The 25,582-nt window shown below is 58.4% G+C and carries 24 protein-coding genes; 12 read left to right on the top strand and 12 right to left on the bottom strand.

Annotated elements, in window-relative coordinates; all coding sequences use genetic code 11:
• Positions 1-18: 18 nt before the first annotated feature.
• The gene (locus QUE75_RS01035) at positions 19-1,524 is read right to left on the bottom strand and encodes a DUF4331 domain-containing protein (RefSeq protein WP_286253067.1); all 1,506 of its coding nucleotides are present in this window, start codon (positions 1,522-1,524) and stop codon (positions 19-21) included.
• A 170-nt stretch (positions 1,525-1,694) separates the two neighbouring features.
• Between QUE75_RS01035 and QUE75_RS01040 the strand changes: the two genes are divergently transcribed.
• Entirely contained in the window at positions 1,695-2,252 is a 558-nt protein-coding gene (locus tag QUE75_RS01040) for a sigma-70 family RNA polymerase sigma factor (protein WP_138437296.1), read from the top strand.
• Positions 2,249-2,947 carry an anti-sigma factor gene (locus QUE75_RS01045; protein WP_286253070.1) on the top strand — a complete coding sequence of 233 codons (699 nt, stop codon included), beginning with the start codon at positions 2,249-2,251 and terminating at the stop codon, positions 2,945-2,947. The genes QUE75_RS01040 and QUE75_RS01045 overlap by 4 nt, the downstream gene beginning before the upstream one ends.
• Before the next feature lie 27 nt (positions 2,948-2,974).
• On the opposite strand, the gene QUE75_RS01050 is transcribed toward QUE75_RS01045, so the two are convergent.
• Positions 2,975-4,399 carry an HDOD domain-containing protein gene (locus QUE75_RS01050; RefSeq protein ID WP_286253072.1) on the bottom strand — a complete coding sequence of 475 codons (1,425 nt, stop codon included), beginning with the start codon at positions 4,397-4,399 and terminating at the stop codon, positions 2,975-2,977.
• A 210-nt stretch (positions 4,400-4,609) separates the two neighbouring features.
• Here QUE75_RS01050 and QUE75_RS01055 point away from each other — a divergent pair, with 210 nt between their 5' ends.
• The 3 genes from QUE75_RS01055 to QUE75_RS01065 all read left to right on the top strand — a co-directional run bounded on the left by QUE75_RS01055 (position 4,610) and on the right by QUE75_RS01065 (position 7,277).
• Complete coding sequence (locus QUE75_RS01055; protein WP_058092816.1) at positions 4,610-5,617, top strand: methionine ABC transporter ATP-binding protein; 1,008 nt, start codon at positions 4,610-4,612, stop codon at positions 5,615-5,617.
• Positions 5,617-6,294 (top strand): methionine ABC transporter permease, encoded by a 678-nt coding sequence (locus tag QUE75_RS01060; RefSeq protein ID WP_058092815.1) that lies wholly within the window; start codon positions 5,617-5,619, stop codon positions 6,292-6,294. Before QUE75_RS01055 ends, QUE75_RS01060 begins: the two co-directional genes overlap by 1 nt.
• 200 nt (positions 6,295-6,494) lie before the next feature.
• A complete protein-coding gene (locus QUE75_RS01065) occupies positions 6,495-7,277 on the top strand; it encodes a MetQ/NlpA family ABC transporter substrate-binding protein (RefSeq protein ID WP_058092814.1) in 783 nt (260 codons plus the stop codon).
• An 84-nt stretch (positions 7,278-7,361) separates the two neighbouring features.
• On the opposite strand, the gene QUE75_RS01070 is transcribed toward QUE75_RS01065, so the two are convergent.
• Together QUE75_RS01070 and QUE75_RS01075 are read right to left on the bottom strand one after the other, a co-directional pair.
• The gene (locus tag QUE75_RS01070) at positions 7,362-8,015 is read right to left on the bottom strand and encodes a peroxiredoxin (protein WP_058092813.1); all 654 of its coding nucleotides are present in this window, start codon (positions 8,013-8,015) and stop codon (positions 7,362-7,364) included.
• A gap of 155 nt (positions 8,016-8,170) precedes the next feature.
• A complete protein-coding gene (locus QUE75_RS01075; protein WP_058092812.1) occupies positions 8,171-9,532 on the bottom strand; it encodes an alanine/glycine:cation symporter family protein in 1,362 nt (453 codons plus the stop codon).
• 198 nt (positions 9,533-9,730) lie between these two features.
• On the opposite strand from QUE75_RS01075, the gene QUE75_RS01080 reads away from it, so the two are divergent.
• Together QUE75_RS01080 and fghA are read left to right on the top strand one after the other, a co-directional pair.
• Complete coding sequence (locus QUE75_RS01080) at positions 9,731-10,162, top strand: CBS domain-containing protein (RefSeq protein WP_061331240.1); 432 nt, start codon at positions 9,731-9,733, stop codon at positions 10,160-10,162.
• A 29-nt stretch (positions 10,163-10,191) separates the two neighbouring features.
• The gene (gene fghA, locus QUE75_RS01085; protein WP_230713173.1) at positions 10,192-11,037 is read left to right on the top strand and encodes an S-formylglutathione hydrolase; all 846 of its coding nucleotides are present in this window, start codon (positions 10,192-10,194) and stop codon (positions 11,035-11,037) included.
• A 21-nt stretch (positions 11,038-11,058) separates the two neighbouring features.
• Here fghA and QUE75_RS01090 read toward each other — a convergent pair whose 3' ends face one another.
• The gene (locus tag QUE75_RS01090) at positions 11,059-12,183 is read right to left on the bottom strand and encodes an HD-GYP domain-containing protein (RefSeq protein WP_061331238.1); all 1,125 of its coding nucleotides are present in this window, start codon (positions 12,181-12,183) and stop codon (positions 11,059-11,061) included.
• Between the two features lie 244 nt (positions 12,184-12,427).
• On the opposite strand from QUE75_RS01090, the gene QUE75_RS01095 reads away from it, so the two are divergent.
• Complete coding sequence (locus tag QUE75_RS01095; RefSeq protein ID WP_286253083.1) at positions 12,428-13,432, top strand: GGDEF domain-containing protein; 1,005 nt, start codon at positions 12,428-12,430, stop codon at positions 13,430-13,432.
• Here the strand turns inward: QUE75_RS01095 and QUE75_RS01100 are convergent.
• The gene (locus QUE75_RS01100; protein WP_058092807.1) at positions 13,408-14,850 is read right to left on the bottom strand and encodes an MATE family efflux transporter; all 1,443 of its coding nucleotides are present in this window, start codon (positions 14,848-14,850) and stop codon (positions 13,408-13,410) included. The two genes, QUE75_RS01095 and QUE75_RS01100, sit on opposite strands and share 25 nt — an antisense overlap.
• A gap of 164 nt (positions 14,851-15,014) precedes the next feature.
• Between QUE75_RS01100 and QUE75_RS01105 the strand changes: the two genes are divergently transcribed.
• From QUE75_RS01105 to QUE75_RS01115, 3 genes are all read left to right on the top strand, one after another.
• Positions 15,015-15,887, top strand: coding sequence for a carboxylate/amino acid/amine transporter (locus QUE75_RS01105; protein WP_058092806.1), 873 nt, complete (start codon positions 15,015-15,017; stop codon positions 15,885-15,887).
• Between the two features lie 144 nt (positions 15,888-16,031).
• Positions 16,032-17,606 carry a methyl-accepting chemotaxis protein gene (locus QUE75_RS01110; protein WP_286253087.1) on the top strand — a complete coding sequence of 525 codons (1,575 nt, stop codon included), beginning with the start codon at positions 16,032-16,034 and terminating at the stop codon, positions 17,604-17,606.
• 171 nt (positions 17,607-17,777) lie between these two features.
• The gene (locus tag QUE75_RS01115) at positions 17,778-19,172 is read left to right on the top strand and encodes a sodium-dependent transporter (RefSeq protein WP_286253089.1); all 1,395 of its coding nucleotides are present in this window, start codon (positions 17,778-17,780) and stop codon (positions 19,170-19,172) included.
• Positions 19,173-19,253: 81 nt separating this feature from the next.
• On the opposite strand, the gene QUE75_RS01120 is transcribed toward QUE75_RS01115, so the two are convergent.
• The 4 genes from QUE75_RS01120 to QUE75_RS01135 all read right to left on the bottom strand — a co-directional run bounded on the left by QUE75_RS01120 (position 19,254) and on the right by QUE75_RS01135 (position 23,210).
• On the bottom strand, positions 19,254-19,856 hold the full coding sequence (locus QUE75_RS01120; protein ID WP_230714087.1) for a hypothetical protein: 603 nt from the start codon (positions 19,854-19,856) through the stop codon (positions 19,254-19,256).
• 120 nt (positions 19,857-19,976) lie between these two features.
• On the bottom strand, positions 19,977-20,555 hold the full coding sequence (locus tag QUE75_RS01125; RefSeq protein WP_230714089.1) for a QsdR family transcriptional regulator: 579 nt from the start codon (positions 20,553-20,555) through the stop codon (positions 19,977-19,979).
• A gap of 62 nt (positions 20,556-20,617) precedes the next feature.
• Entirely contained in the window at positions 20,618-21,340 is a 723-nt protein-coding gene (locus tag QUE75_RS01130) for a 3'-5' exonuclease (protein WP_230714090.1), read from the bottom strand.
• Positions 21,333-23,210: a putative nucleotidyltransferase substrate binding domain-containing protein gene (locus QUE75_RS01135; protein WP_230714092.1), complete on the bottom strand. Its 1,878-nt coding sequence runs from the start codon at positions 23,208-23,210 to the stop codon at positions 21,333-21,335. The genes QUE75_RS01130 and QUE75_RS01135 overlap by 8 nt, the downstream gene beginning before the upstream one ends.
• A 139-nt stretch (positions 23,211-23,349) precedes the next feature.
• Between QUE75_RS01135 and cobU the strand changes: the two genes are divergently transcribed.
• Entirely contained in the window at positions 23,350-23,880 is a 531-nt protein-coding gene (gene cobU, locus QUE75_RS01140; RefSeq protein ID WP_061331229.1) for a bifunctional adenosylcobinamide kinase/adenosylcobinamide-phosphate guanylyltransferase, read from the top strand.
• On the opposite strand, the gene QUE75_RS01145 is transcribed toward cobU, so the two are convergent.
• The gene (locus QUE75_RS01145; protein ID WP_230714094.1) at positions 23,864-24,463 is read right to left on the bottom strand and encodes a histidine phosphatase family protein; all 600 of its coding nucleotides are present in this window, start codon (positions 24,461-24,463) and stop codon (positions 23,864-23,866) included. The two genes, cobU and QUE75_RS01145, sit on opposite strands and share 17 nt — an antisense overlap.
• Before the next feature lie 4 nt (positions 24,464-24,467).
• Positions 24,468-25,526, bottom strand: coding sequence for a nicotinate-nucleotide--dimethylbenzimidazole phosphoribosyltransferase (cobT, locus tag QUE75_RS01150; RefSeq protein ID WP_230714096.1), 1,059 nt, complete (start codon positions 25,524-25,526; stop codon positions 24,468-24,470).
• Positions 25,527-25,582: the final 56 nt, after the last annotated feature.

Consider the following 25,582-nt stretch of genomic DNA (forward strand, 5'->3'; position numbering starts at 1 on the left):
AAACCTCCTTTTGTCGCTTCAGTTACGCTGTGGATTCGGGGAGCCAGAGAACGGATGGCCCAGGTACGGGAAGCCGCTCAGCAGAAGATCCCGATCAACCACTGCTCCGTCGGTGTATTCGATCTGACCAGCAGGTGCCGATTCCTCATCGAGCAGGACGCCCATCACCACGCGCAAGGCAATGTCCACCACATCATCCACAGGCCGGCGGCCATTCGGGAAGCCGGTAACGTCTCCGGCGATGACGCCCAGATCATCCTGCATGGTGACGTCGCTGCTGGCGGCCTCAATGCTGGTGTTCAGCCGAAGCATTTCACCCAGGGTTGGCGTGCCGCCGGGGCGTGTCAGGTCTGGTACACCATTGAGGAAGGCCCAAACCAGATCGGTGCGTGGATAGGCGTCGGGCGCCTGCACACCGAACAGGCTCTCGATCAGCACTGGTAAGGTGGGAGTCAGTACATAGGGTGCGAAGTTAGACGCATCGTCTTTCGGCTCGCTGGCATTGAAGAGATCCTTATCCCGAAGGCCAATCACGACTTCATTGACCAGCGGGGAACCGAGGCGCGACACCTGGGTGAATGCGCCACCTTCAACGGTCGCACCCTTGCCTGCATCACCTTCTTCGAAGGCGACAGGTCGCGGATTGATCACTCGTGCCTGGCGAAGGCTGGCTGTAGTCCAGGCACCGATGACCGGATCATTGGCCGAGGCAACACACTCGATCGGCACCTCAAGAGCAAGCGACGTCACGTTCTTGCCTTCCAGAATATTCAGACCAAGATCCCCGCCGTTCGCGCCGGTGACATCCTCGGGCGACAGGTTGATCAGATCGAAGACTTCGCCGAGGTTGACGGCAAAGGCTTCGGCCCGCTGGCCGGCAAACACCCGGCCGGTGCCGCAGCCCGGAATATTGGCAGTGTATACATGGCTCTGGGCATAGGCAGGATAATCCGCAATGGTTTTACTGCCGATGTTATCCAGTGGCTTGCTGAAGGTGGGGCTGCCTCCGTCACCGGTGACGGGCTGTGATACGCCGGTGCGCCGATCACCTCGAATGACATCCACGGTATAGGTCTGGCGAACCTGAATAGCGCCGTTCATGGCGTCATCCATGGCGCCGGGACCAACCGGTGCGCCAGTTTTCAGAGGGATGGAGACCATTTCTCCGTTCACATCGATTTTGAGATCCTGCTTCACATCCTGGAATGAGAAACGGAAGGTGATGTCTTCCTGCGCGTTCCCGGTGTTGTCGATGTGAATCTCGTAGATGGCGTCTTCATCAAGATCGAAGTAGTTGGGCCCGCCATAGGCATCCTGCAGTGGAAGGTAGTTTGCGATCAATGTGACGAAACCTTCCCGGCCAGATTCATAACTGCGGAACATATAGAAATCGGTTCCGTCCACTTTCGGTATCTCGGTGATGAATGGGGCTTCTCTGTGGCTGGACGCGTGTCCGGATCCGGCGGCCAGGCACAAACCGGCAACCGCAACTGCGAGGCCGGAGCGTTTTATTAATGTGTTCATTCCGTGCTTCCTCATCGATGGTTGGTAATGCAAAGGGGTAACGGGTGCCACCGGTGAAAAGATGCACTCCGGCGCAAAATAAAAGATGTGATTTTCAACGAGCGGTCTTGCAACTTTCGCGGCACCCGCCCCGTAACTGTTCAGGAGCATTGGAGGACACGGGGCAGAACATGACGGTTGATGAGTCAGAACAAAAAGAATTGTTGAACCTGTTGTTGGCAGTGGCACAGCATGATCGGGAGGCTTTTCGACAGCTGTACCAGCGAGTCTCGGCTCGCATGTTCGGGCTGTGTTACAAGCTCTCAGGCCAACAGGATCTCGCGGAAGAAGCCTTGCAGGATGCCTTTGTTCAGATCTGGCACAACGCGGGCGAGTATCACGGCGATAGAGGTGCACCCCTGGGCTGGATGTTGACCATTGCCAGATACCGAACTCTTGATCTCATCCGGGCACGCCGACCTCTGAGAAGTGCTGGTGACGACATGTTGAAACATCTGGAAGACGGACGCTGGGGGCCACTGGAGACCCGGCTACAGCAAGCTGGAGCAACAGCGCTGACAGGGTGCCTGGAAGAGTTGAGCGATACCCAGCGAGACACCATTCTGCTGTCCTACTACCGGGGCCTGACCCACGATGAGCTGGCTCAGGCCTTGAGCTCGCCTGTCGGCACTGTGAAGAGCTGGATAAGGCGCGGCCTGATGGCGCTGAAGAGGTGCCTGGAACGATGAAAAAAACGCCGGAACGTGTTGAAAGTCTCGCCGCAGAGTATGTGTTGGGTTCGCTAACCGGGCGGGCGAGGCAGCGCTTCGAGCGCTGGATGATGCAATCGGTGCAGGTTCGGCAGGAGGTCTGGTTCTGGGAAGAAAGGCTTGGCCAACTGACTCGGGCGGTGCCGTCGGTCAGTCCAGCCCCGTCGGTCTGGGCGAACATAGAACAGCGACTCTGGCCCACTGCCGGAGAATCTACCCAGGAACGCCCGCGCATGCGTTGGCTCTGGCCGAGCTGGAGCTTGCTGGCAAGCGCGGCTGCCTTGGTTCTGGCAGTGATTGTGGTTTCTCCTCACCAGACGGGCACAGGCCGTGATGTCCAGTTAACCGGCGCAGTGGTGCAGGCTGACGTGAGCGATCCGCTATGGCTGGTCAGCGAAGCGGGAAGTAACCGATTGAGGCTGAGACCCGTGGCCGCCGTCGACGCAGAACAGGGCAGAGATTACGAGTTATGGGTAGTGCCGGGTGACGGTAGCCCCTTGTCGTTGGGCATTATGGCCGTGGGAGGAGTATACGAGGTGACGCTGTCTGAGGATGCCCGCAGGCTGCTGGCCAGCAGCCGCACGCTGGCCATCAGCCTGGAGCCGAGAGGCGGCTCTCCCACGGGCGTACCGACCGGCCCGGTCCTGCATATCACCCGGCTTTACGAGATGTGAAACAGGGTCGAGCCGCCTCTCGGCTGATCAGTGGTTGGTGGTTAGCAGCGTGAGGCACAATTGTGCGTTCTGGATAAAGTGGGCAAAGGCTGCCAGCTGCTGTTCCGACGGCACATAGCCCGCCGCCGCATTATCGGCATAGAACAGGCCCACCAGTCGGCCCTTGGCGGTAAGCGAGCCTACCAGGGCCGGCACCTTGCCCAGCCAGCGGTCATAGGGAACACCGCCCGCCTGTTTGCCGGGTTTGTAGATGGCACAAGTGCCATGGGGTAAAAGCTCTCCTAGTGGCCCGGTGCCATCCTTGTGGATAATCAGGTGTTCGCGCCACTCTTCGGTACCACGACCGCCTACCTTTCTGGGAATCAGGTCTTGTCCGGTGCGGTCACTCATCAGCAGGGCTACCCGTTGCATTCCAATGGCCCGGTGAATGCCTTCGATCACCAGCTGGCACACTTCGTTGATATCGGGTTTTTCAGCGAGTGTTTGAGTCAGATCTCGCAGAATCTGCAATTGCAGGGCGGGGTCCATAACCGGGGCTTCGGCGCCGTGTCCGGCGGCGCTCTCCTGATTGCCGGGCAGCAACGCCGTGACCTGCGGAATGCCCAGAGACACGGCTACTTTGGTGGCTTCCTGGGCGTTGACCTTCAGTTGGTCCCGGATGGCGGCGGGGCTTTCTCCAACATCTGCCGACAACCGTTCCAGCACCTTGTCCATCTCTGGCCCGCTCCAGCCATGCTCGGACACCGTGGCCATTTCCACGGTACTGCGCACCAGGCTGCTTGCCATGGAATTGGCCTTGCCGGGAGCAACCACTTCACGGATAAACGGTCCTAGAGACCAGGCTTCCACCAGGCCCCGGGTGATCTCGGTAAAAGTGGTGTGCAGCACAGCCTTCTGTGCCTCCACGGGCGGTTCGTCCAGCCGCAGGCGTTCTTCCAGCTCGGTCGCCTGATCGGTTTCGCAGGACCAGAATGCCAGCTCACCGATGTTCATCAGCAAGGCCCCGATGAACACTTCTTCGAGCGCATGTTCGGTGCGTTTGGGCATCAGGCACCGGGCCTGAACGGCTGCGTGAATAGCGCGGGCGAGGCAGCGCAGCAAATGGGGCCGGTCGTTGCGTTTGAGCAGGGTGTCGACAATCAGCGAGGAAATCGCCATGGACTTCACGGCATCGAAACCGATCAGCGTGATGGCCCGGCTGACCGTGCTCACCTGGGTTCGGGTCTGGTTGTAGAACACCGTGTTGGAAAGCCGAAGCACCTGGGAGGTCAACTGGGCATCATTCAGAATGACATTCGCCAGTTCGTTCACTGTGCTGTTGCGGCTGTCGGTCAGTTCGTTGATTTGCCGGAGGGTGTTGGCCAACACCGGCAATTCTACCTTGCTGAGGTAGGAAACCCATGCCTGGGTGGAATTCATCCTTGAGGGCGTATTCTCGGACAATGTAGTCACAGGTCTGGCGCGCCTCGGACGGGTGGTCGTTTATTAATGTTCTTTTCAAATAGCAGTTTAGCTGAGGGCAGGCTGATGTGTCAGGTAGCTTTTTGTGTAAGGGCAACTACACACCGCCGGGATTCGGGTTTGGTCATCGAATAGGCTATAATCGCCGGTTTTCGGCTGCGCGCCCTACGCACTCCAAAGGCAAAGACCAAGGCACTGATCGTGATTGTATTTGACCAGGTACAGAAGTCATACCAGGTGGCCGGCCGGGCGATCCCCGCGCTGCACCCTACCAGTATGACCATTGAAACCGGCGAGGTATTCGGCATCGTCGGCCATTCCGGCGCGGGTAAATCCACCCTCGTAAGGCTGATCAACCTGCTGGAACCGCCCACCGGCGGCCGCATCCTGATCGATGACGAAGACATTACCCGGTACAACTCTGCGGAACTGAGAGCCTTCCGCCGCAAAGTGGGCATGATCTTCCAGCACTTCAACCTGCTGTCGTCCAAAACCGTGGCAGACAACATCGCGTTTCCGATGAAGCTGGCGGGCATCTACAGCAAAACCGAGATACGGGAGCGGGTACAGGAACTGCTGGCCCGGGTGAGCCTGACCGACCACGCCGACAAGTATCCGTCTCAGCTGTCCGGGGGCCAGAAACAACGCGTTGGTATCGCCCGTGCCCTGGCCTGCCGCCCCACCATTCTGCTATGCGACGAGGCCACCAGCGCACTGGACCCGCAAACCACCCAGTCGGTGCTGAAACTGCTGAGTGACATTAACAAAGAGCTGGGCCTGACCATTGTCTTGATCACCCACGAAATGGATGTGGTACGCCGGGTGTGCGATCGGGTAGCCGTAATGGACGCTGGTCGCGTCGTGGAAATGGGCCCGGTGAGCGAGGTGTTCCTGCACCCCCAGCATCCCACCACCCGGGATTTTGTGTTCGAAAGCGAAAACATCGACCGCAACGAACTCCAGGAAGACCTGCAGAAAGCCGAAGGCCGCATCCTGCGCCTGACCTTCAAGGGCGAATCCACCTACAAACCCCTGCTGGGCAGCGTGGCAAGGGAATCCGGCGTAGACTTCAGCATCCTCTCCGGCCGGATCGATCACATCAAAGACACCCCCTACGGCCAGCTGACCCTGTCACTGGTGGGCGGTGATCTCGACGTCGCCATGCAGGCGCTGGAAGCCGCCGATGTTCACGTGGAGGTAGTGCGCTGATGGAAGCTTTAATGGAAACCCTCATGGGCAACGTCGACTGGCTGGAAATCGGCTGGGCCAGCTGGGACACCCTGGTGATGGTGGGCATGTCCCTGCTGTTCAGCGTACTGATCGGCCTGCCCATTGGCGTATTATTGTTCCTGTTCGGCAAACGCCAGCTCCTGGAACAACCGGTGGCCTACGCGGTGTTGTCGTTCGTGGTCAACGTACTGCGTTCCGTGCCTTTCATCATCCTGCTGATCGTGATGATCCCGTTCACCGTACTGCTCATTGGCACGTCACTGGGCGTGGCCGGCGCCATCCCGCCACTGGTGGCTGGCGGTGCCCCCTTCTTCGCCCGCCTGGTGGAAACCTCCCTGCGGGAAGTCGACCGCGGCATCATCGAAGCCACTCAGGCCATGGGTGCTAACGTGCGCCAGATCATCTTCGGCGCCTTGCTGCCGGAAGCGCTTCCGGGCATCATCGCCGGTATTACCGTGACGGCCATCACCCTGGTCTCCTACGCGGCCATGTCTGGCGTCATCGGTGGCGGCGGCCTGGGCGACCTGGCCATCCGCTTCGGTTACCAGCGTTTCCAGACCGACGTGATGGTGATCACCGTCGCGTTACTGGTGATTTTCGTACAAGTACTCCAGATGGTTGGTGATCGTCTGGTGCTGTATTTCAGCAGAAAGTAAGACTGTGATTGAGCCGGGCAGGCAATTCCAAAGTCCGGTATAGGCAGGCTGCTGGGAGGTTCCTTCCGAAAACCTGGAGCGCCAGGGATGGCGCGACGGAGCCCTACATGGACGTATTTACGGGCGTTTTTCGGAAGGAACCTCCTAGCAGCGTGCCGTAAACCAAAGTTAAACACGATGCTCCACAGGAGAACGCAATAATGAATCTGAAGAAAACTCTGGTAGCCATCGCTGCCGTAGCAACTTTCTCCTCTGCTGCTGTTGCAGAGAAACTGTCCGTAGCCGCTACTCCGGTCCCCCATGCTGAGCTGCTGGAATTTGTGAAGCCGGCGCTGGCCGAACAAGGTGTTGAGCTGGATGTGAAAGTCTTCACCGACTACGTACAGCCCAACATCCAGGTTGACCAGAAGCGGATGGACGCCAACTTCTTCCAGCACCAGCCGTACCTGGACGAATTCAACAGCGGCCGTGGCACCAACCTGGTCACCGTTGCCGGCATCCACGTTGAGCCCTTCGGTGCCTACTCCAGCAAAATCAGCTCCCTCGACGAACTGAAAGATCGTGCCGTAGTGGCCATCCCCAACGACCCCACCAACGGCGGCCGCGCCCTGCTGCTGCTTCAGGAAGCCGGCCTGATCACCCTGAAAGACGAAAGCAAAATCACCGCCACACCCCGTGACATTGCCGACAACCCCAAGCGCCTGAACTTCCGCGAACTGGAAGCCGCTACCCTGCCGCGTATCCTGAACCAGGTCGACATGGCCCTGATCAACACCAACTACGCCCTGGAAGCCGGCCTGAACCCGTCTGAAGATGCCATGGTGATTGAAGGTGCCGAGTCCCCTTACGTAAACATCCTGGTTGCCCGCCCGGACAACAAGGACAGCGACGCCATGCAGAAACTGGCCAATGCGCTGAAATCAGACGCCGTTCGCGAGTTCATCAAAGAAAAATACGAAGGTGCAGTAGTACCGGCATTCTGACATCCGGGTACCCGATAATGAAAAAGCCGGGCAGTGAGAACTGCCCGGCTTTTTACTGGCACAAAACTTACTGAAAAGCGAGGATCAGTCACCGCTCCAGTTAGAGGACGGGTCTGGAGTCATCCGCAGGTAGGATTTCACCGCCTTGTAGCCCTTCGGGAAGCGCTGTTTGATCTCGTCTTCATCCTGCAGTGACGGCACAATCACCACATCGCCGCCTTTTTCCCAGTTACCTGGCGTAGCCACTTTGTGGTCATCGGTCAGTTGCAGGGAGTCGATAACCCGCAGCACCTCGTTGAAGTTACGACCGGTGGATGCCGGGTAGGTAATGATCAGGCGCACCTTCTTGTTCGGATCAATGATAAACAGCGAACGCACGGTCAGGGTGCTGTCGGCGTTCGGGTGGATCATGTCGTACAGCTTGGCCACCTTGCTGTCGTGGTCGGCAATGATCGGGAAGTTGACGGTGCAGCCCTGAGTTTCGTTGATATCCTTGATCCAGTCCTTGTGGGAGTCAACCGGGTCGACACTCAGGGCAATGGCCTTGACGCCACGTTTGGCGAATTCGTCTTTCAGTTTGGCGGTCAGGCCGAGTTCCGTGGTGCATACCGGTGTGAAGTCGGCAGGGTGTGAGAACAGAACCCCCCAGCTGTCACCAAGCCAGTCATAGAAGCGAATGGTGCCTTCGCTGGAATCCTGTTCAAAATCCGGTGCAGTGTCTCCAAGACGCAAACTCATAGTCGTTCTCCTCAGACAGGTTGTTGGCAAACACGGTGTTATTTTCTGTGTACGTTAGACACTGTGGCGATGGATGCCCTGAATGCAAGGGGGGCTTGATCCAGAGCATCCAACGGTTTGCTCACATCCTTATGAGCACCAGACTTAGATGCCGACTATTTCACACCCAATGCCTTCTGCTTCTCAAAGTGCTCCCGGGTGAGTTTGAACACCACCGGGCTGAGTAACAGCAGGGCGATCAGGTTGGGCAGCGCCATCATCGCGTTGAGGGTGTCGGCCACCAGCCAGATAAAGCCCAGGTTGATGGTGGCACCCACGGGGATGGCGACAATCCACAACACCCGATAAGGCACGATGGCCTTCACACCAAACAGGAACTCGATGCAGCGTTCACCATAGAACGACCAGCCAATGATGGTGGTGAAGGCGAAAATCGCCAGGGCAATCGCTACCACGTAGTTGCCGAAGCCGGGGAGGCCTGTTTCAAAGGCCAGGGAGGTGAGGGCCGCACCCGTCTCGCCGGAGGTCCAGGCGCCGGAGGTAATAATCACCAGGCCGGTGATGCTGCACACAATGATGGTATCGATGAAGGTGCCCAGCATGGCGACCATGCCCTGCTTGACCGGGTTCTTGGTCTGGGCGGCGGCATGGGCGATGGGCGCAGAACCCAGGCCCGCTTCGTTGGAGAAGATACCGCGTGCGACACCAAAGCGGATAGCCGCCCAGACAGCGGCACCGGCAAAGCCCCCCTCGGCTGCGGCCGGGCTGAAGGCATAGCTGAACACCATGCTGACGGCTGCGGGAATTTCACTGGCATTGATGGCCAGAACAATCAGGCCAACCAGCACGTAAGACACCGCCATAAATGGCACCAGGGCACTGGCCACCTGGCCAATACGCTTGATGCCGCCAATCAGCACCAGGCCCACCATAATCATCAGCAGAACGCCGGTGATCCAGTGGGGCAGGCCGAAGTTGGCAGACAACACATCCGCCACCGAGTTGGCTTGTACCGTATTGCCGATACCGAAAGCGGCAATGGAGGCGAAGATCGCGAACAACACCCCAAGCCAGGCCCATTTCTTGCCCAGGCCATTGCGGATGTAATACATGGGGCCGCCCACATGGGCACCACGCTCATCCACTTCCCGGTAGCGCACGGCCAGCACGGCCTCGCCGTACTTGGTGGCCATGCCCACCAGGGCGGTCAGCCACATCCAGAACAGGGCGCCCGGGCCGCCCAGGAACACGGCGGTGGCAACCCCTGCAATGTTACCCGTGCCTACGGTGGCTGACAGGGCGGTCATCAGGGCCTGGAATGGCGGAATATCACCATCGTCCTCGTCACCGCGGGCACGGCCGCTCCACATCAGCCGGAAACCGGCACCCAGTTTCAGGATCGGCATCAGTTTCAGACCAATACTGAGAAACAGCCCGACCCCGAGGATCATCACCAGCATGGGTGGTCCCCAGACCAGGCTATTGATTTGACTTACAAATTCAGAAATGGGTTCCATGGGTTCTCCCACTGTTTACCACGGCTAGGTCATATGAATAGAGCCCCAGAGGGCATAACCTGTTGAGTTTAGTCGACTATTTTGTGGTGTAAACCGTTTTGCTCCTGAGAGTTGTCCATTTTGCCGAGCATTGCCTATGTTTAGAGTAACTGCGGTGCCAGTTTCGGCGCCTTAAATAAAACCGAAAAGGGGCTGCCTATGCGCTCACTGAAAATCTCGGAAGTCATGTGGAATCACATTGAGCCTATCCGTTGCGGCACACCGCTGACCAAGGTTGTTAAAGCGTTACTGGATAACCACGTTACCGGTTTGCCAGTGGTGGATGAAAAGCGCCAGGTTCTGGGCTTTGTGTCGGAGCAGGACTGCATTCACTCGCTGCTGGTGAGTAATTATCACAGCGAGGGCGAGCCCATTGTGGACGATGTGATGTTCCATAAACCGCTGACGGTGTCGCCAGAGATGTCAGTGATCGATCTGGCGCAGAATCTGGGGGCCGGAAAGCCGAAAGTGTACCCGGTGGTTGATCATGGCAAACTGGTGGGGATTGTCACCCGTACAGCTATTCTGTCCCAGTTGGCCAAATCCGGTAATACTATCGAAAAACAGCGTTTCGCCAACGTCGAGGACTGACTTCTCCACCCACAATCGCCAGGAGTGCTATGGAACTTTTAGCCACCAACGTTTGCTTTGACGGCGAGCACCGCCGCTACCGCCACTCATCTGCCACGCTCCAGTGCGACATGGAGTTTGCGGTGTTTCTGCCGCCGTCGGCTCTGGGCGAGGAAGGCAAACCAGCGCCAGTGCTTTACTGGTTGTCCGGGCTGACCTGCACCGACCAGAATTTCATGCAGAAAGCCGGTGCCCAGAAACTGGCCGCCAGGCTGGGCCTGGCGATTGTGTGCCCGGATACCAGCCCCCGGGGCGTGGACCTGCCTGGCGAGCACGACAGTTACGATTTTGGCAGTGGCGCGGGCTTTTACGTGAATGCCACGGAACAGCCCTGGGCACCCCACTACCGCATGTGCGATTACGTTGTGAAGGAGCTGCCCCAACTGGTCGAGAATGAGTTGCCGCTTAGCGGTGAGCGGTCGGTCAGCGGCCATTCCATGGGCGGCCACGGAGCTTTGATCTGTGCCCTGAAGAATCCGGGGTATTACAAATCGGTATCGGCGTTCGCGCCCATTGCCAACCCGATGGCGTGCCCCTGGGGGCAGAAAGCCTTCAAGGGTTATCTTGGAGATGACCAGAGCAAGTGGGAAGCGTGGGATGCCACCCGCCTGATTCCGACCGCAAAAGAGCGGCTGCCGCTACTGGTAGACCAGGGTACGGCCGATGAGTTTCTGGAAACCCAGCTGAACCCGGAAACGTTGGCGGATGTCTGTGAGAAGTTTCATCACCACATCAACCTGCGAATGCACCGTGGGTACGACCACAGTTATTTCTTTATTGCCTCGTTCATTGACGACCACCTGAATCATCATGCCAGGGCATTGGGTTTGGCATGAGCCCGCCACGCTCCGCGGGTTTCAGTTGCGAAAGCCCCAGAGCAGGCTGAAATCCATGGAGGGCATCTCTTCTGGCTCTTCGGCGCCCTGGATGTTGTATTCGGGAACGCTGGTGTCGCGCTCAAACGTGCCGCTGTAGCGGTTGCCCCGGGGCCCGAAAATAGCTTTGACAAACGGTCCCCTGGCCCTGACGGCGCGGCCGGTCACCACACCGACTTCGTTATTGTCGAGCCGCACCAGCATGCCAGGCGGGTATTCGCCGAGTACTTGCAACAGTGACCGTGGAATGGCCGGGCGGACCTTGCCGTCACCGAGAGTGGCTATCAGTTTGCGGGCAGCGGTGATGGTCATCCTGTTGCGGTAGGCTCGTTTGGTGATCATGGCCACGTAGCGTTCTGACAGAGCCAGAATTTCCGCCTCTGGCAGAATATCAGTGCCACTTAATCCTTCCGGATAGCCGGAGCCATCGGCCTGCTCGTGGTGCTGGGCGATGATTTTCAGCAACAGTTTATTGGTAATGCCGGCGGAGGTCAGTGCCTGGATGCTGCGGTGCGGGTGTTTGCGGATAACCGCCCGCTGGTCGTCGGTGAGCACACGGGTGGAAGCATTTAGCTGGTCGGCCACCGGCACAAGTGCCAGGTTGGCGGTCAGGGCCGCGGCGGTCAGCACACTGGTACGTTTTTCATCAAGCCCAAACGCCCTGGCCGTGAAGTGGCACAAAATGCCGTAGAAAAGAATCTGTTCGTGAATGGTGGGGCCGATGGAGTACAGATGCACCAGGGCCAGGCTGGCTTCCGGCGCTTCCTGACAGGTCCGCTCCAGCATTCGCGCCAGCCCCAATAAGCGTTTTTGGGCAGACGGATCTTCACTGGTGATGGCGTTGAGGGTTGCTTCCAGGGTGGCCAGCAGGTCGGCGTAGTCGGCGAAGGGGTTACGCTGCCGTTGATCCTCCTGAATTTTTTCCTTTTTCCGTTCGATTTTCCGGGGCTTGAACCGGCCCCGCTCAAACAATTGCTCCAGCTGAGTATTGGTCTGGATAACATAGCCCTGACGCAGCAAGACGTTTCCATCGGCGTCGAAAACATCCCAGGGTAATGGACGGCCGATGGTCAATGCCCCAGGGGCGATGCGTATGAGTGAATCCAATTTGAATATCCCAAGGTGTCGTAGAGCGATTCTTGTTCTTCGGAATACTTCTTTCAATATTCTGACGTCAAAACCGGCATAGGCTTGTGTATTTAGAATACTAACCGACACACTTTTGTGATGCATGTCACATTGTGTCGTGTTCAGAGATAGAATTGTTAAGAATCGTAGCCCGGTAGCGCCCCCTTTCATAGCTTACGCTAAGCTTGTGCACTAACTAAGACCATAGTCGGACCCGATCTGAATGTTTCATCGGCTAAAAAACGATTTCCGATTATCGATCATCACATTGCTTGGTATCAGTGCCATCATTGGCATCACGCCGTTCGTGATCCTGCGATTTGTCGAGGGTAATCCGCTCGCAGGTTTTGTTGATCTCGGGATTCTGTCTGGCATCGTTGGCAGCCTTGCTTATGCCTGGGTCACCGGCGACACATACCGCAGCGGTATGTTCCTGGCGATTATCATCTGCGCGGGCGCGGTCACCGTTGGCGCGGTTATGGGTGAGGCAGGTTTGTTCTGGCTCTTCCCTTGCCTGGTGACAACCTTCTTTCTGGTATCGAGCCGACTTGCGGCCATTCTGAACCTGCTATCCGTTCTGGCGCTGATGTCGATTGAAACGGCGTTCAGCTCAACGGTTCAAATGTGGACGTTTGCGACCACGGCGACGGTGGTCAGCGCCTGTGCCTATGTCTTTGCCTATCGTAACCAGGATCAGCGAGAACGCTTGGAGCACCTGGCCACCATCGACCCGCTGACCGGGGTCAAGAACCGCCGCTCCATGGATGAGGAACTTGATGCGGCTGCTGCTAATGCGGAGCGATCAGGGCTACCTTACGCGCTGGTGATGCTGGACATCGACCACTTCAAGAAAATCAACGATGTGTATGGTCATGGCGTCGGTGATAATGTGCTGACGGACTTGGTGGCGCTGATTGAACACAACACACGAAAGTCTGATCAGCTGTTCCGTTATGGTGGTGAGGAGTTCGTGTTATTGCTGCCGGGTGTGGATGGTTCCAGCCTGCAGACAGTTATGAACAACCTGCAACAGGTGTTGCGCAGGCATCTCAAGTACCCCGGTGGCCCGGTTACTTCGTCATTTGGTGTCGCCTTGCTGGGCCACGGCGAGAGCGTGGAGAGCTGGTTGGCGAGGGCTGATGAAGCGCTGTATCAGGCCAAGGAGACCGGGCGGGATCGGATTGTATTTGCAGATAAGAACACTCAGTTGGTGGCCGAACCGGCTTGAACTGAAGTCCGGCTGTCGGGTTCGCCGTGATGGTGGTTTCCGGGCCGGTAGCGAAACAATCGCCAACCCAGCAAAACACTGGCGGAGGTCAGCCCCGCCGTCAGCCCCACCCAGAACCCCGCCGCTCCCAACGCCGGCCAAAGCAGGTCTGTAAAGGTCAGAACGTAGCCCAGTGGCAGGCCAACCCCCCAGAACGAAAACAGCATAATGAACATGGGAATGCGGGTGTCTTTATAGCCCCTGAGCGCACTGATGCAGGTTACCTGAATCACATCAGCAACCTGGAACATGGCGGCAAACGCCAGCAGGCGAATGGTGACATCCCGCACGGCCTGGTCGCCGGTGTAGAGTGCGGCGATCTGTGCGGAGAACACAAACAGCAACGTGGCAAAGATCAGGGCAACCGCCGAGGCCAGGATGAGCGAGCTACGGGAAATCAGCCGGGCGGTATCCGGTGCCCGGGCACCCACCAGAAAACTCACCCGCAGCGTCAGTGCCATGCCTATGCTCAGCGGTAGCATGAACAACAACGACACCACGTTCAGCGCAATCTGATGTCCGGCCACAATCACCGGCCCCAGGGGTGCCAGGAACAGGGCAATGACTGAAAACATGCTGGCTTCAACAAAAATGGTGAAGCCAATGGGCACACCGATACCCAGAATGTAGCGAATTCCCCGCCAGTTGGGCTTCACCCAGTCGGCCAGCAGGTGAAACTGGCGGAAGGTACGGCTCCGGTTCAGGTAGATCAGTAAGGCAATGGCGGCCGTCCCGTTGGACAGCGATGTCGCCCAGCCGCAGCCCACACCGCCCATGGCGGGCAGGCCGAGCTTGCCATAAATGAAGATGTAGTTCAGCGGCAGGTTGATCAGCGTGCTGAGTACAGAGAAAGCCATGATTACCCGGGTGTGGCCGAGGCCGTCAGTGAGTCCCCGCAGAGCGTTCATAAGAAGCAGGGCTGGAATGCCCCAGGCGAAGGCGTTCAGGTATCCCTGGGTGATGCCGGCAGTCTCTGTATCCATCTTCAGCATCGCCAGTACCGGGTGTACGTTGGTCAGCAACAACGCCATGATCACCGTGCCGCCGGCTGCGATGTAAATGCCCTGCCAGGTGGCCGGCATGATCTTCGAGTGCTGCCGGGCACCGTTGTAGCCGGAAATGATCGGTTGCAGAGCCCCCAGCATGCCCATGAAAAACAGGAATAGTGGCATCCACAGGCTGCTGCCTATGCCTACCGCGGCCAAATCCCGAGCGCTCGCGTGGCCCGCCATAACGGTATCAATAACCCCATTGGCCATCTGTGCCACCTGGGCAATCAGGATCGGCCCGCCCAGAATGGCCAGGGTTCTCCATTCCGCCAGCGTGCGGCGAACAAGGGGCTGTCGGGCTTCGGGTAACGGTTGGTGGTTTTCGTCCATGGTGCTGGTTTCGATGTTGGTTCGTCAGGGTTGTACCTGTCAGAGGCGGACATGGTACCCGATTGGCGGTCGGGCAGCTTATAGGGGTTTGCACCGCCTTCCGTACTGGATAATGCCGGCAAAAACGGTACAGTAGCGGTCCGGTTTATCTCTGGTGTGGTGGTATGGTTCTTCTGGTTCTGGTAACGGCGCTGTGGGCGTTTTCGTTCAGCTTGATCGGCGAGTTCCTGGCTGGCCGGGTAGACAGCGATTTTGCCGTGCTTACCCGTGTGCTGCTGGCGGCCCTGGTGTTTCTGCCCTTCACCCGCTGGCGTGGTGTGCCCGGGGGCATGAAGCTTGGTATTCTGATTACCGGCATGCTGCAGTTCGGTATTACCTACCTTTGCCTGTACCGCTCGTTCAGTTACCTCACGGTGCCTGAAGTGTTGCTGTTTACCATCTTCACCCCTTTGTACGTTACGCTGATTGACGATGCCCTGTTTCGCCGGTTCTCCCCGGTGGCCTTGCTGGCGGCAGCCATCGCTACTCTGGGCGCCGGGATTATTCGCTACGATGGCCTGAGTGAAGATTTCATTACCGGCTTCTTGTTACTGCAAGTGGCTAATTTTACATTTGCCGCCGGTCAAGTGGGCTACAAACACGTGATGCGCCACTACGCCCTGGCCTTGCCGGGCTACCGTACCTTCGGCTACTTCTTTTTCGGGGCGCTGGTGATCGCCTTGCCGTCGTTCCTGATATTCGGTGATGCTGACAAGCTGCCCACGACCAGTCTTCAGTGGGGCATTCTCGGTTGGCTGGGGCTCGCGGCCTCGGGGCTTGGGCTATACCTGTGGAATCGCGGTGCCTGTGAGGTAGATGCTGGCACCCTGGCGATTATGAACAATGCCCTGGTGCCTGCCGGGTTGCTGGTGAACCTGCTGATCTGGAACCGGGATGCGGACCTCATGCGCCTTATGCTTGGCGGCGCGGTGATCGCGTTTTCACTGTGGGTGAATGCCCGTTTTCATCCCCGGGCAAGGGTCCTGGCCGGGCCCTGACAAGCCTTGTCTTCAAGATATCGGGTTGTGTGCCGTTACATTAATGTGACGTAGCGTAACTCATTAGATATTTCCTTGATATTCATCCAGGCTTACGCTTGCGCCCTGAAATAATTTCCCCGGTTTAACGGACATCGACCCCCTATGCGCAAGAATCTACCTGTCACCCAGCGCGAAATTACCGTACCGGAAGGTATGCGCCTGATCAGTACCACCTCCCTCAAGGGCGTGATCACCTATTGCAACGACGATTTTGAAACCATCAGTGGTTACACCCGGGACGAACTGATTGGCCAGGCCCACAATCTGATTCGCCACCCGGACATGCCGCCGGCGGTGTTCGCCGACATGTGGGAGTATCTGAAAGCGGGCAAGGCCTGGATGGGTGTGGTCAAGAACCGGGCAAAGAACGGAGATCATTACTGGGTCAGTGCCTATGCCACTCCTATCTGGGACAACGGCCAGATGGTGGGTTATGAGTCCGTGCGCGTGGCTGCCACTCGGGACCAGATTGCGCGGGCTGAAAAGCTCTATGCTGGTATCTCCGCAGGCAAGTTGTCGTCATCGTTCAGTAACCGGGCCATGTCGATGGGCCGATCCGGCTGGCCGTTTTTGTTATCCCTGGTAATCACCTTGGGTGCCATGCAACTCGAGCCGCTCTGGCTGGCAGCGCTGGTCGTGTTGGTGGGTCATGGTCTGGCTTTCAGTCTGGTGTTCGGGTCTATTTCCAATCGTTTGAAAGGTTTACTCGCGTTGCGCCCCGATGCTTTCCAGGACCCCATCGTTGCCCGCACATACAGCGGTGAGCGTGGCCTGATGTCGCGGTTGGCCCTGGTGCTGGTCAGTGAGGAAGCACGCATTCGCACGGCGCTGGCGCGAATTGACGATCAGGCTGAGCATTTATTGCAGCAGGCCCGGGCGTCCCATGGCTTCATTACCGAGGGGGCCACGGCCATTGCCCGGCAGCGGGCGGAGACGGACCAGACCGCCTCGGCGATCAATGAAATGACCGCGTCCATTCAGGAAGTGGCGGAAGCCGTTACCCACAACGCCAAAGAAGCAGAGCAGGCCAACCGGCTGGCCCACGAGGGCAGCCAGCGCAGTGGTGAGGCCACTGCCGCGATTGAGCAGCTGGTGCAGCAGGTGAATGGCATTGGCGAATCGGTGAGTCGCCTGGGTGAATCCACCCGCACCATTGGTGAAGCGGCCGACCTGATCTCGGACATTGCCGAGCAGACCAACCTGCTGGCTCTCAACGCGGCCATTGAAGCGGCCCGCGCCGGCGAGCAAGGCAGAGGCTTTGCCGTGGTGGCCGATGAAGTGCGGTCCCTGGCCCAGAGAACCCGGCAGTCCACCGTCAAGATCCATGAGGTGATTGAGCAGTTTCGGGCCCAGGTGGATGAAACCATTCAGGCCGTACGTTCTGGTGAGGAAATCGCCAGCCAGGGTCTGGCCCGGGTGCAGGGCGCGGCAGAATCCCTGCAAACCATTGTGGGTTCGGTGGATTCGATTTCCGACAGTTTCATTACCATGTCGGCCGCGTTCGAGGAGCAAAGCCAGGTATCGGACGAGATCAACCGGCAAATCGTGAACATCGCCGGCCTTGCCGACCAGAGCGACGAGCAGGCTGAAGCCGCTAAAGACAGCAGCGACAAGCTCAGTGGCATGGCCCGTGGTCTGAAGGATCTGATTGCCCGGTTTGTCAGTAAATCTGGCTAGTTAGCGCTGGCCGGTTGGATCTGTGTGGTCGACAGAAACCACTGAACAACATTTCAGCACTGGCATCACCGCGCCAGTGCTGGCAGAATCCCGCACCAATGGCCTGAACCATTGGTTTGGCGCCCTCACAATTCGTAGTTTCCTATAGCCAAAAGCACAGGAAGAAAATTCATGTCACAGTCCAACTCCGCATCAGACAGCGGTATCGGGGCTCGCGGACTCTGGTCGTCTAAGTTCGCGTTTATTCTGGCAGCAACCGGTTCTGCTGTTGGTCTCGGTAACGTCTGGAAGTTCCCTTATGTCACTGGTGAGAACGGCGGCGGTGCCTTCGTTCTGGTTTACCTGCTCTGTATCTTCATCATCGGTATTCCCATCATGATGGCCGAGGTGTTTATCGGCCGGAATGGTCGCCACAACCCGATCACCAGTTTCCGCCTGGTGGCTGAGCGCAACCTGGCATCGTCCGGCTGGCGAATTTCCGCCATCATCGGCATGCTGGCGGCCTTCATCATTCTGTCGTTCTACTCGGTGATCGGTGGCTGGGCTGCCTCCTATGTTGGCCACGCCGCCATGGGTGATTTCACCGGCGGTACTGCCGAATCCGTGGGTGAAATGTTCGGCGGCCTGCTGGCCAGCCCGGCCAAGCTCCTACTCTGGCACACGGTGTTCATGGCTCTGGTCGTGCTGGTTGTCGCCCGCGGCCTGAAAGGCGGCCTGGAGCGTGCGGTTACCATTCTGATGCCGGCCCTGTTTATCCTGCTGTTGATGGTGGTGGGTTATGCCACCACCACCGGCCACTTCGGGGAAGCGGTTTCTTTCCTGTTTAATCCGGATTTCAGTGCCCTGACGGTTAACGGTGTGCTGGTGGCCCTGGGTCATGCGTTCTTCACCTTGAGCCTCGGTATGGCTATCATGATGGCTTACGGCTCTTACCTGAGCCGCGATGTCTCTATCGGCCGCACGGCAGTCACCGTGGCCATCATGGATACCGTCGTGGCCCTGCTGGCTGGCCTGGCTATTTTCCCGGTGGTATTCGCCAACGGCCTTGAAGCCGGTGCCGGCCCCGGCCTGATTTTCCAGACCTTGCCACTGGCGTTCGGTAACATGCCCATGGGTACCCTGTTTGGCACCCTGTTCTTCGTCCTGCTGCTGTTCGCCGCCTGGACATCCGGCATCTCACTGCTAGAGCCAGTGGTTGAGTGGATTGAGGAGAAAACCAGCTTTGCCCGTGTGGGCAGTGCCGTGATTGCCGGTGGTGCCTGCTGGTTGCTGGGTATCGCGTCGATCCTGTCACTGAACGTGTGGGCCGATGTGGCACCGCTGGGTATGTTCGCTGCATTCGAAGGCAAGACCATCTTCGATCTATTGGACTACTTCACCGCCAACATCATGCTGCCGCTCTCCGGCCTGCTGACCGCCATCTTCGTGGGTTGGTTCGTGGCCAAGGAGTCTCTGAAGAGCGACCTGGCTCTGCAGGAAAGCACCTTTGGCTTGTGGTACAACCTGATCCGGTTTTTGACGCCGATTGCTGTAGCAATCGTGTTTGTCTACAACCTGCTGGCGTAATCAGCCCGGCTGATAGCCCGCCAAAAAGAAAACCCGGCGCTGGAGACAGTCGCCGGGTTTTCTTTTTCTAGCGGTTACTACTTACCAGTCGCTTTCGTCATCCTCGCTCAGGGCCCGCAGTTCGTCCATAAACGGTCGAACCGCACGCTTGTCGCTTTCCGGTGCGTTCCTTGCTGTATCCATGGCGGAAGTAGCGGATTGCATCATCGCCCGCATCTGGGTTTTTTGTTCTTCGGTCATATGAGGGCTGTTTTCGATTTCAGCCAAGGCTTGCTGCATTTCATTTTGGGGCGCTCCCCCTTGCTCATCCATTTCCAGAGCGAACCAGGCCTGGTAAACCCGGTCCCCCGTCTGTCCCCATTGTTCAAGGCTGGAGAATCCATACCGCTTGACCAACTTCTCCAGCTGTCCGTGCACCGCGTGCCCTTCTAAGTCTTTAAGGCTGTCGGAGAAGAGTCTGGAGAAATCCATGTTCTCGTCCTGCTCGGCTTCCAGGGCATCTAGAAATTCTTTGTGGTCCTCGGCCAGGGTTTCGGCGGCGCCGAGGCTGTCGATGAATGACCGGACGGTTTTCTCTGTCAGGTCGCGAGCCTGAGCCTGGGGGGCGAGTGTGAGGGCAATCAGGGCGAGTGCAATGATGATTGGCGTAAACAGTTTCTGGCTAATGGATTGGTGTAACGGCATGTCGCGCTCCTTTGCGGGTGTTGGTTCCGGGTGTTTGTGGTCTGCTTTTGAACGGGCCGGGGCCCGGCGTTATTGCGTCAGATTAGCCTGCGTTGCACGGTTCTGCCAGCGCAGATGTTGTCAGACTTTCCCGCCTAGCAGGATGCGCACAGCGGTGCAGGCATCTTCCAGCTCTTCATCCCTGGGTTCGCGGCCGCCGATGATATCGCTGTACAGACAGGATTCGGCGATACGCACCATGAAGTAGGACAGGCTCTGGATGTTCATCGGTGGGCTCAGGTGGCCGGCGCGCACTTCGTCTTTCAGTAAGCGGGTGTTCACTTCCACGGTGCGGGCGTGCAGGGTGGAGTGAGACGAGGTGAGCATTTTCAGGGCGTATTCAGGGTCCTGGTGCAGGAATTTGCGCAGGGGGCTGAAGTGCAGAATGGTCATGTTGATGTGGCGGAATACGCCGACCACGTAGTCTACGCCATGGCCGGGGGTTTGGGCCCGGGCTTCTTTGTACAGAGGCTCATAGAGCGACCATAGGATTTCACCAATCAGGAGGTCTCGGTTGCCTACCCAACGGAACAGGGTAGCTCGGCCGATGTGCAGGTCATCGGCCAGGGCGGCGAGGCTGATTTTCTCCCCTTTTAGCCACATTCTTCTGGCGCGACGGAAGGCGTCCAGGGGGGTGGTTTTGGTGATTTGTACGGTCACTTTGGGCTCTTTGGTTGGTGTGGGTTCATTCTAGCGGTTGCGGGGCTTTGGGGCTATGGCGGTCAGACCCAGAGATCTCCGATAGGTGTGTCAGAACTGAAATGATGCTGCACCTGGGCCTGGAACAGTTCGGCGGTGGCGATGGCGTCTATCAGGGCGTTGTGGCCGGCGTAGTGGGGTAAGCCGTAGCGGGTTCGGCTGTCGGCCAGGCGGATGGAGATGGGTTGTTTGCCCATGAGTTGTTGCCAGCGGCTTGGGTTTCGGTTGGGGTGCAGGTGGGCTTCGATGGCCATGGTGTCTATGACCGGGAAGCGGAGTTGTTCTTTCAGGCGCCATTGCAGGGCGGTGTTGAGAAACGGGCGCTCTATGTTGCGGTAGTGGACCACGGGGATTCGGCCGTTGAGGTGCTGGAACAGGGTGTCGAGCACGTCGGCGAGGTCCGGGGCGTGTTCGATTTCACTGTGGGTGATGCCGTGGATGGTGACGGTGTCTTGCTGCAACGGCAGTTGCGGCCGGACGATCTGGTGCCAGGCTTTGCCGAGTTGAATGCCACCGAGGGTAAAGGGGACCAGGCCAACGCTGATAATGGAATGGCGGTCGGCATCCAGCCCGGTGGTTTCGAAGTCGAGGGCGACCAGGGGCACCTCTTTAATGGGAGTTTGCGGGTCAGGACAGCCGGCCTGGTAGAAAGCTCGGATTCGGGAATCCTTCGCTTTCTCCGCGGCTTTTCGGTAGTTGTCTGGCCAGTCCTGTTTTCGGTTTCCGCTTTTGATGCTGTCAGACATTCCTGGTGGCTCCTCCGGCGTTGTAACGGAAGCGCAGGAATTTCTGGGCGTTGCTGACGATCTGGAAGGCGTCTTTCAGATGACTGCGTTCGAACGGGGACAGGTCTTCCGGGCGTACGTTGTTGTCAGGTTCTCGCCCCTCTTCAATCGCCAGGGCCTGGTGGCGGATGCGGACGATGGAGATGAATTCCAGGGCGTCGCGCAGGTTGCCGGCATCGTCCTCCAGCAGCAGCTTGGTTTTGGCAATGTCTTTCAGTCGCTCAAAGGAGTTCTGGGAGCGGCTGCCGCATCCGAGGGCGTGTACGCGGATCAAATCGGATAATGGCGCTGTACCCCGGCGCTTGAGGTTGAATGTTTTCTGGTGCTTGCCGTCTTCCTCAAGCACGAAGGTGCGAAAGAAACCGAGCGGTGGTGTTCGGTTCAGGGCGTTCCTGGCCAGGAAGGTAAGGAAGCGCTGACTGCCGCTGGCTTTCTCTACAATCAGGGTTTTCAACTGTTCGGTAAAGTCGGTTTGCCCGTAAATGCCATCCAGGTCGAAGAAGATATTGCTGTTGAGCAGGGCTTCCGCCTTGGGATTTTCGATCCAGTCGGTGAAGTAACCTTTCCACACACTCAGCGGTTGCCGCCATTTCGGGTTGGTGGCCATGATATCGCCGGTGCAGTAGGTGTATCCACACTCGGCCAGGCCATCGGACACGAACTTGGCCAGCGCCATAAAATATTCATCGTGCTCTTCGGGGATGAAACTGTCGTCCAGCACCATGGCGTTGTCCTGGTCGGTAACGACCAGCTGTTCATCCCGGGCCATGGAGCCCAGGGCCATGAAGCAGTAGGGAACCGGTGGCGGGCCGAGTTTTTCTTCACCCAGTTCCAGCAGGCGTTGGCTGAAGCTGCGACCGATACCGGCCATGGCGCTGCCGATCATGTGGGAGTTGGCGTCTTCATTGACCATGCGTACAAAGCTGTCGCGGACTTCCAGGCTGATTCTCTTCAGGCCTTTGACGTCGTTCTGGTGGTAGATGTTGCTCACCAGGTACAGGCTGCTCTGACTTTCATACTTGACGATGTCTGACAACGCAATCACGCCCCGCACTTCGTCGCCTTCCATCACCGGCAGGTGGTGCACGTTGTTGTGGAGCATGGTGAGCATGGCTTCGAAGATGAAGGAGCGGGCGCTGATGGTGATCAGCCCTTCCGACATGATGTCGCTGATCGGGGTTTCCGAGGCCAGGGCATGGGTAACCGCACGGGTACGTAGATCCCGGTCGGTGATGATGCCCTGCAATTTCGGGCGTTCGCCGCTTTCATCCATCAACAGCAGCGCCGATACGCCATTGTCTGTCATGATTCTGGCGGCTTCCTGCAGGCGAACGGTGGTCGGAGCGGAAACCGGTTCCCGGGATATCAGGCGGGTAACCTTGGCGGTCATCAGTTCGTTGGATTTCTCTCTACGCGAAACCGCCGAACGCAGTCGGCTGCGGTCTTCAATCTCAACAAAGTCAGCAAAGTTTTCGTCGGTTTCCCACAGATGCTGAAAGGTGGTATCCGGAATCTTGTAGATCAGGCAATCTTCGATGGCTTTGGCGGGGAACCGGACTTTCTTGTTCATCATCAATCCGAACTGGCCAAAGATTTCGCCCTCGCCCACGCGGTTGTACAGCTCACCGGAGCGGCGGAAAATCTCCACGGCGCCGCTGCGGATATAGTGGAGCCAATGATTGGTCTGGCCGAGTTCAAGTATCTGGGTGCCGGCGCGGTAGTAGGCCACCTCAATACCGCTGACAACCCGTTCAAGAAGTTCTTCAGGCATGTCATTGAACGGGGGGTATTGGGCAATGTGGTTGCGGATGTCCAACAGTTCGGCCTGCATGGGCTCTCCAGAGTGACTGAGTCTTGATTAAATGTTTGCGGTTGGCTGGCCGCTTATTCCAGAGTCTGGCCAAACTATAGCAGCTGTCTGTTCACTTGGTGTACCTTGGCCACGGTGGGTAAGCACGAGAGAGTGTTTTATGGTCAACAAGTTACTGGTTACCGGTGGTATCCGGTCTGGAAAAACGGGGCTGGCGGAGCAACGGGCACGCGACGCCGGCGCAGACGTGGTCTACGTGGCTACCGCCACCGCCGGTGACGATGAAATGGCCCTGCGGATCCGGCGCCACCAGCAACAACGCCCGGCACACTGGCAGCTGGTTGAGGAGCCCGTTTACCTTGGCCGGGCGCTGTCAGACCTGGCTCACGGGCATGGTACCTCGCCGCTGGTTCTAGTGGACTGCATGAGTCTCTGGTTGAGTAATCTCCTGTTCGCCGACCGTTCGCTGTTTCAGCCTGAACGTGCCGCCTTTCTGACTGCCGTGGAAACTTATCCAGGCCCCTTGGTGATCGTCACCAATGAGGTAGGCCTGGGCACCATCGGCATGGACCCCCTCACCCGTCGCTTTGCCGACGAGCTGGGATGGCTCAACCAGGCACTCGCGCAGCGCTGTGATGAGGTGGTGATGTCGGTGGCTGGTCTGCCACTGACCCTCAAGGCTGGTGGCTGACCAGGCTGCGGAAGGTGCCAAACTCGGATTGGTCTACCTGAATCCGGCTGCGGCAGGCATAGGGTACGGAAAAGCCGGCAAACGATTTCTCCAGAGGAATGCCCAGCACGTTGGCCAGCACCATGCGAATAACGCCACCATGGCAAACCACCAGGATACGCTGACTCGCAAGTTTGTCCTGCCAGCGATCAAACCCGAGGGTGACTCGCTGGTAGAAGTCGGTAATGGCTTCACCGCCGGGCGGGTTGGAGTTTATGGGATCCTGCCAGAAGCGGCTGAGATGGTCGCCATAACGTTCCTGGACCTGCCGCGAAGTTAACCCCTCCCAGTCACCAAATCCGATTTCCCGCAGGTCATCTTCGATGTGCAGGGGAATCCTGCGTCTTTGCGCGAGCTGTTCTGCAAACAGGCGGCACCGTGTCATCGGCGAGCTGACAATGGCATCCCAATGGTCGTGACCGTGGACGGCGGCTTCCATTTGCTGCCAGCCGACGGGGCTCAGCGGGTCGTCCTTGCTGCCCCGGAACATTTGCCCACCCTCGGGTTCGCCATGGCGTATCAGGTCGATCACGGTGGTTGTCATGATTCTACTCCCCGGATTTTCCGCTGATGCCGGCATCAGCAAAGCTGGCCATGTTGTTATGCAGTGCGCAGGCTGCCCGAAGCAAAGGCAGGGCAACGGCGGCGCCGCTGCCCTCACCCAGGCGCATGCCCAGGTCCAGCAGTGGGGTCGCATCAAGTGCTTCCAGCACCGCGTCGTGACCGGGCTCGGCAGACCGGTGCGCAAACATGAGCCAATCACGCGCTCCGGGTTGCTGGCTAACCGCCACAAGAGCGGCGGCCGAGACGATAAAGCCATCGACCAATACCGGGATCTTGCGGGCTGCGCAGCCGAGGATGGCACCGGTCAACGCAGCAATCTCGAAGCCGCCGAGAGAAGTCAGCACAGACAAGGCGTTTCGGTCGTCGCCATGCCGGGCCAGTGCTTTGGAGACCACCCGGGCTTTGCGAGTGACCCCCTCGCTGTCAAGGCCGGTGCCCGGCCCGACGAGCCTCTCGGGTGGCAGGTCAAGCAATGCGCAGGCGAGTGCGGCGGCACTGGTTGTGTTGCCGATACCCATGTCGCCACCGATGAACAGCCGACATCCGGCGTTGGCCGATCGCTCGGCTGCCTGGTCGCCACTGGTCAGTGCAGCAGCTACCTGGCCCGTGCCCAGGGCGGATTTTTCGGCCATATTTGCAGTACTGGGGCCGATAATCTGGTGAATGACGCCGGGGAGCATCGGTACCTCTCCGACCGTGCCCAGGTTCACAACTTCCAGGCTGGCGCCGAGTTCCCTGGCCATAACGCTGATGGCCGCGCCACCGCCGGCGAAGTTGGCAACCATCTGGGCGGTGACCTCCTGGGGAAAGGCGGAAACACCTTCAGCACATACGCCATGATCACCGGCAAACACCACCATGCGGACAGGATCAACGGTTGGCCTGTCTGTGCCGTTCAGGGCCGCCAGGGTAATCGCCAGCTGCTCCAGTTGCCCGAGAGAGCCTGGCGGTTTGGTCAGAACCTGCTGTCGCGCTGCGGCAAGTGCGGCGTGTTCGGCTGAGGGGGCGGGGGGCGGTGCTAGCCAGCTTTGAGGCAGGGCCATGACGATGATTCCTTGTGGGCGGAAAACCGAGGATGGTCTTACCGGGAGGCGAAGGT

This window comes from Marinobacter shengliensis (genome assembly GCF_030297115.1).
Lineage (GTDB): Bacteria > Pseudomonadota > Gammaproteobacteria > Pseudomonadales > Oleiphilaceae > Marinobacter > Marinobacter shengliensis.

What these genes read in the sequence shown, in the direction of transcription:
- QUE75_RS01070 (WP_058092813.1), bottom strand. Translation starts at nt 8,015, where the DNA reads ATGAGTTTGCGTCTTGGAGACACTGCACCGGATTTTGAACAGGATTCC.
- QUE75_RS01045 (WP_286253070.1), top strand. Translation starts at nt 2,249, where the DNA reads ATGAAAAAAACGCCGGAACGTGTTGAAAGTCTCGCCGCAGAGTATGTG.
- cobU (WP_061331229.1), top strand. Translation starts at nt 23,350, where the DNA reads ATGGTCAACAAGTTACTGGTTACCGGTGGTATCCGGTCTGGAAAAACG.
- QUE75_RS01040 (WP_138437296.1), top strand. Translation starts at nt 1,695, where the DNA reads ATGACGGTTGATGAGTCAGAACAAAAAGAATTGTTGAACCTGTTGTTG.
- QUE75_RS01135 (WP_230714092.1), bottom strand. Translation starts at nt 23,210, where the DNA reads ATGCAGGCCGAACTGTTGGACATCCGCAACCACATTGCCCAATACCCC.
- QUE75_RS01115 (WP_286253089.1), top strand. Translation starts at nt 17,778, where the DNA reads ATGTCACAGTCCAACTCCGCATCAGACAGCGGTATCGGGGCTCGCGGA.
- QUE75_RS01095 (WP_286253083.1), top strand. Translation starts at nt 12,428, where the DNA reads ATGTTTCATCGGCTAAAAAACGATTTCCGATTATCGATCATCACATTG.
- QUE75_RS01105 (WP_058092806.1), top strand. Translation starts at nt 15,015, where the DNA reads ATGGTTCTTCTGGTTCTGGTAACGGCGCTGTGGGCGTTTTCGTTCAGC.
- QUE75_RS01130 (WP_230714090.1), bottom strand. Translation starts at nt 21,340, where the DNA reads ATGTCTGACAGCATCAAAAGCGGAAACCGAAAACAGGACTGGCCAGAC.
- cobT (WP_230714096.1), bottom strand. Translation starts at nt 25,526, where the DNA reads ATGGCCCTGCCTCAAAGCTGGCTAGCACCGCCCCCCGCCCCCTCAGCC.
- QUE75_RS01075 (WP_058092812.1), bottom strand. Translation starts at nt 9,532, where the DNA reads ATGGAACCCATTTCTGAATTTGTAAGTCAAATCAATAGCCTGGTCTGG.
- QUE75_RS01100 (WP_058092807.1), bottom strand. Translation starts at nt 14,850, where the DNA reads ATGGACGAAAACCACCAACCGTTACCCGAAGCCCGACAGCCCCTTGTT.
- QUE75_RS01060 (WP_058092815.1), top strand. Translation starts at nt 5,617, where the DNA reads ATGGAAGCTTTAATGGAAACCCTCATGGGCAACGTCGACTGGCTGGAA.
- QUE75_RS01110 (WP_286253087.1), top strand. Translation starts at nt 16,032, where the DNA reads ATGCGCAAGAATCTACCTGTCACCCAGCGCGAAATTACCGTACCGGAA.
- QUE75_RS01065 (WP_058092814.1), top strand. Translation starts at nt 6,495, where the DNA reads ATGAATCTGAAGAAAACTCTGGTAGCCATCGCTGCCGTAGCAACTTTC.
- fghA (WP_230713173.1), top strand. Translation starts at nt 10,192, where the DNA reads ATGGAACTTTTAGCCACCAACGTTTGCTTTGACGGCGAGCACCGCCGC.
- QUE75_RS01080 (WP_061331240.1), top strand. Translation starts at nt 9,731, where the DNA reads ATGCGCTCACTGAAAATCTCGGAAGTCATGTGGAATCACATTGAGCCT.
- QUE75_RS01120 (WP_230714087.1), bottom strand. Translation starts at nt 19,856, where the DNA reads ATGCCGTTACACCAATCCATTAGCCAGAAACTGTTTACGCCAATCATC.
- QUE75_RS01145 (WP_230714094.1), bottom strand. Translation starts at nt 24,463, where the DNA reads ATGACAACCACCGTGATCGACCTGATACGCCATGGCGAACCCGAGGGT.
- QUE75_RS01035 (WP_286253067.1), bottom strand. Translation starts at nt 1,524, where the DNA reads ATGAACACATTAATAAAACGCTCCGGCCTCGCAGTTGCGGTTGCCGGT.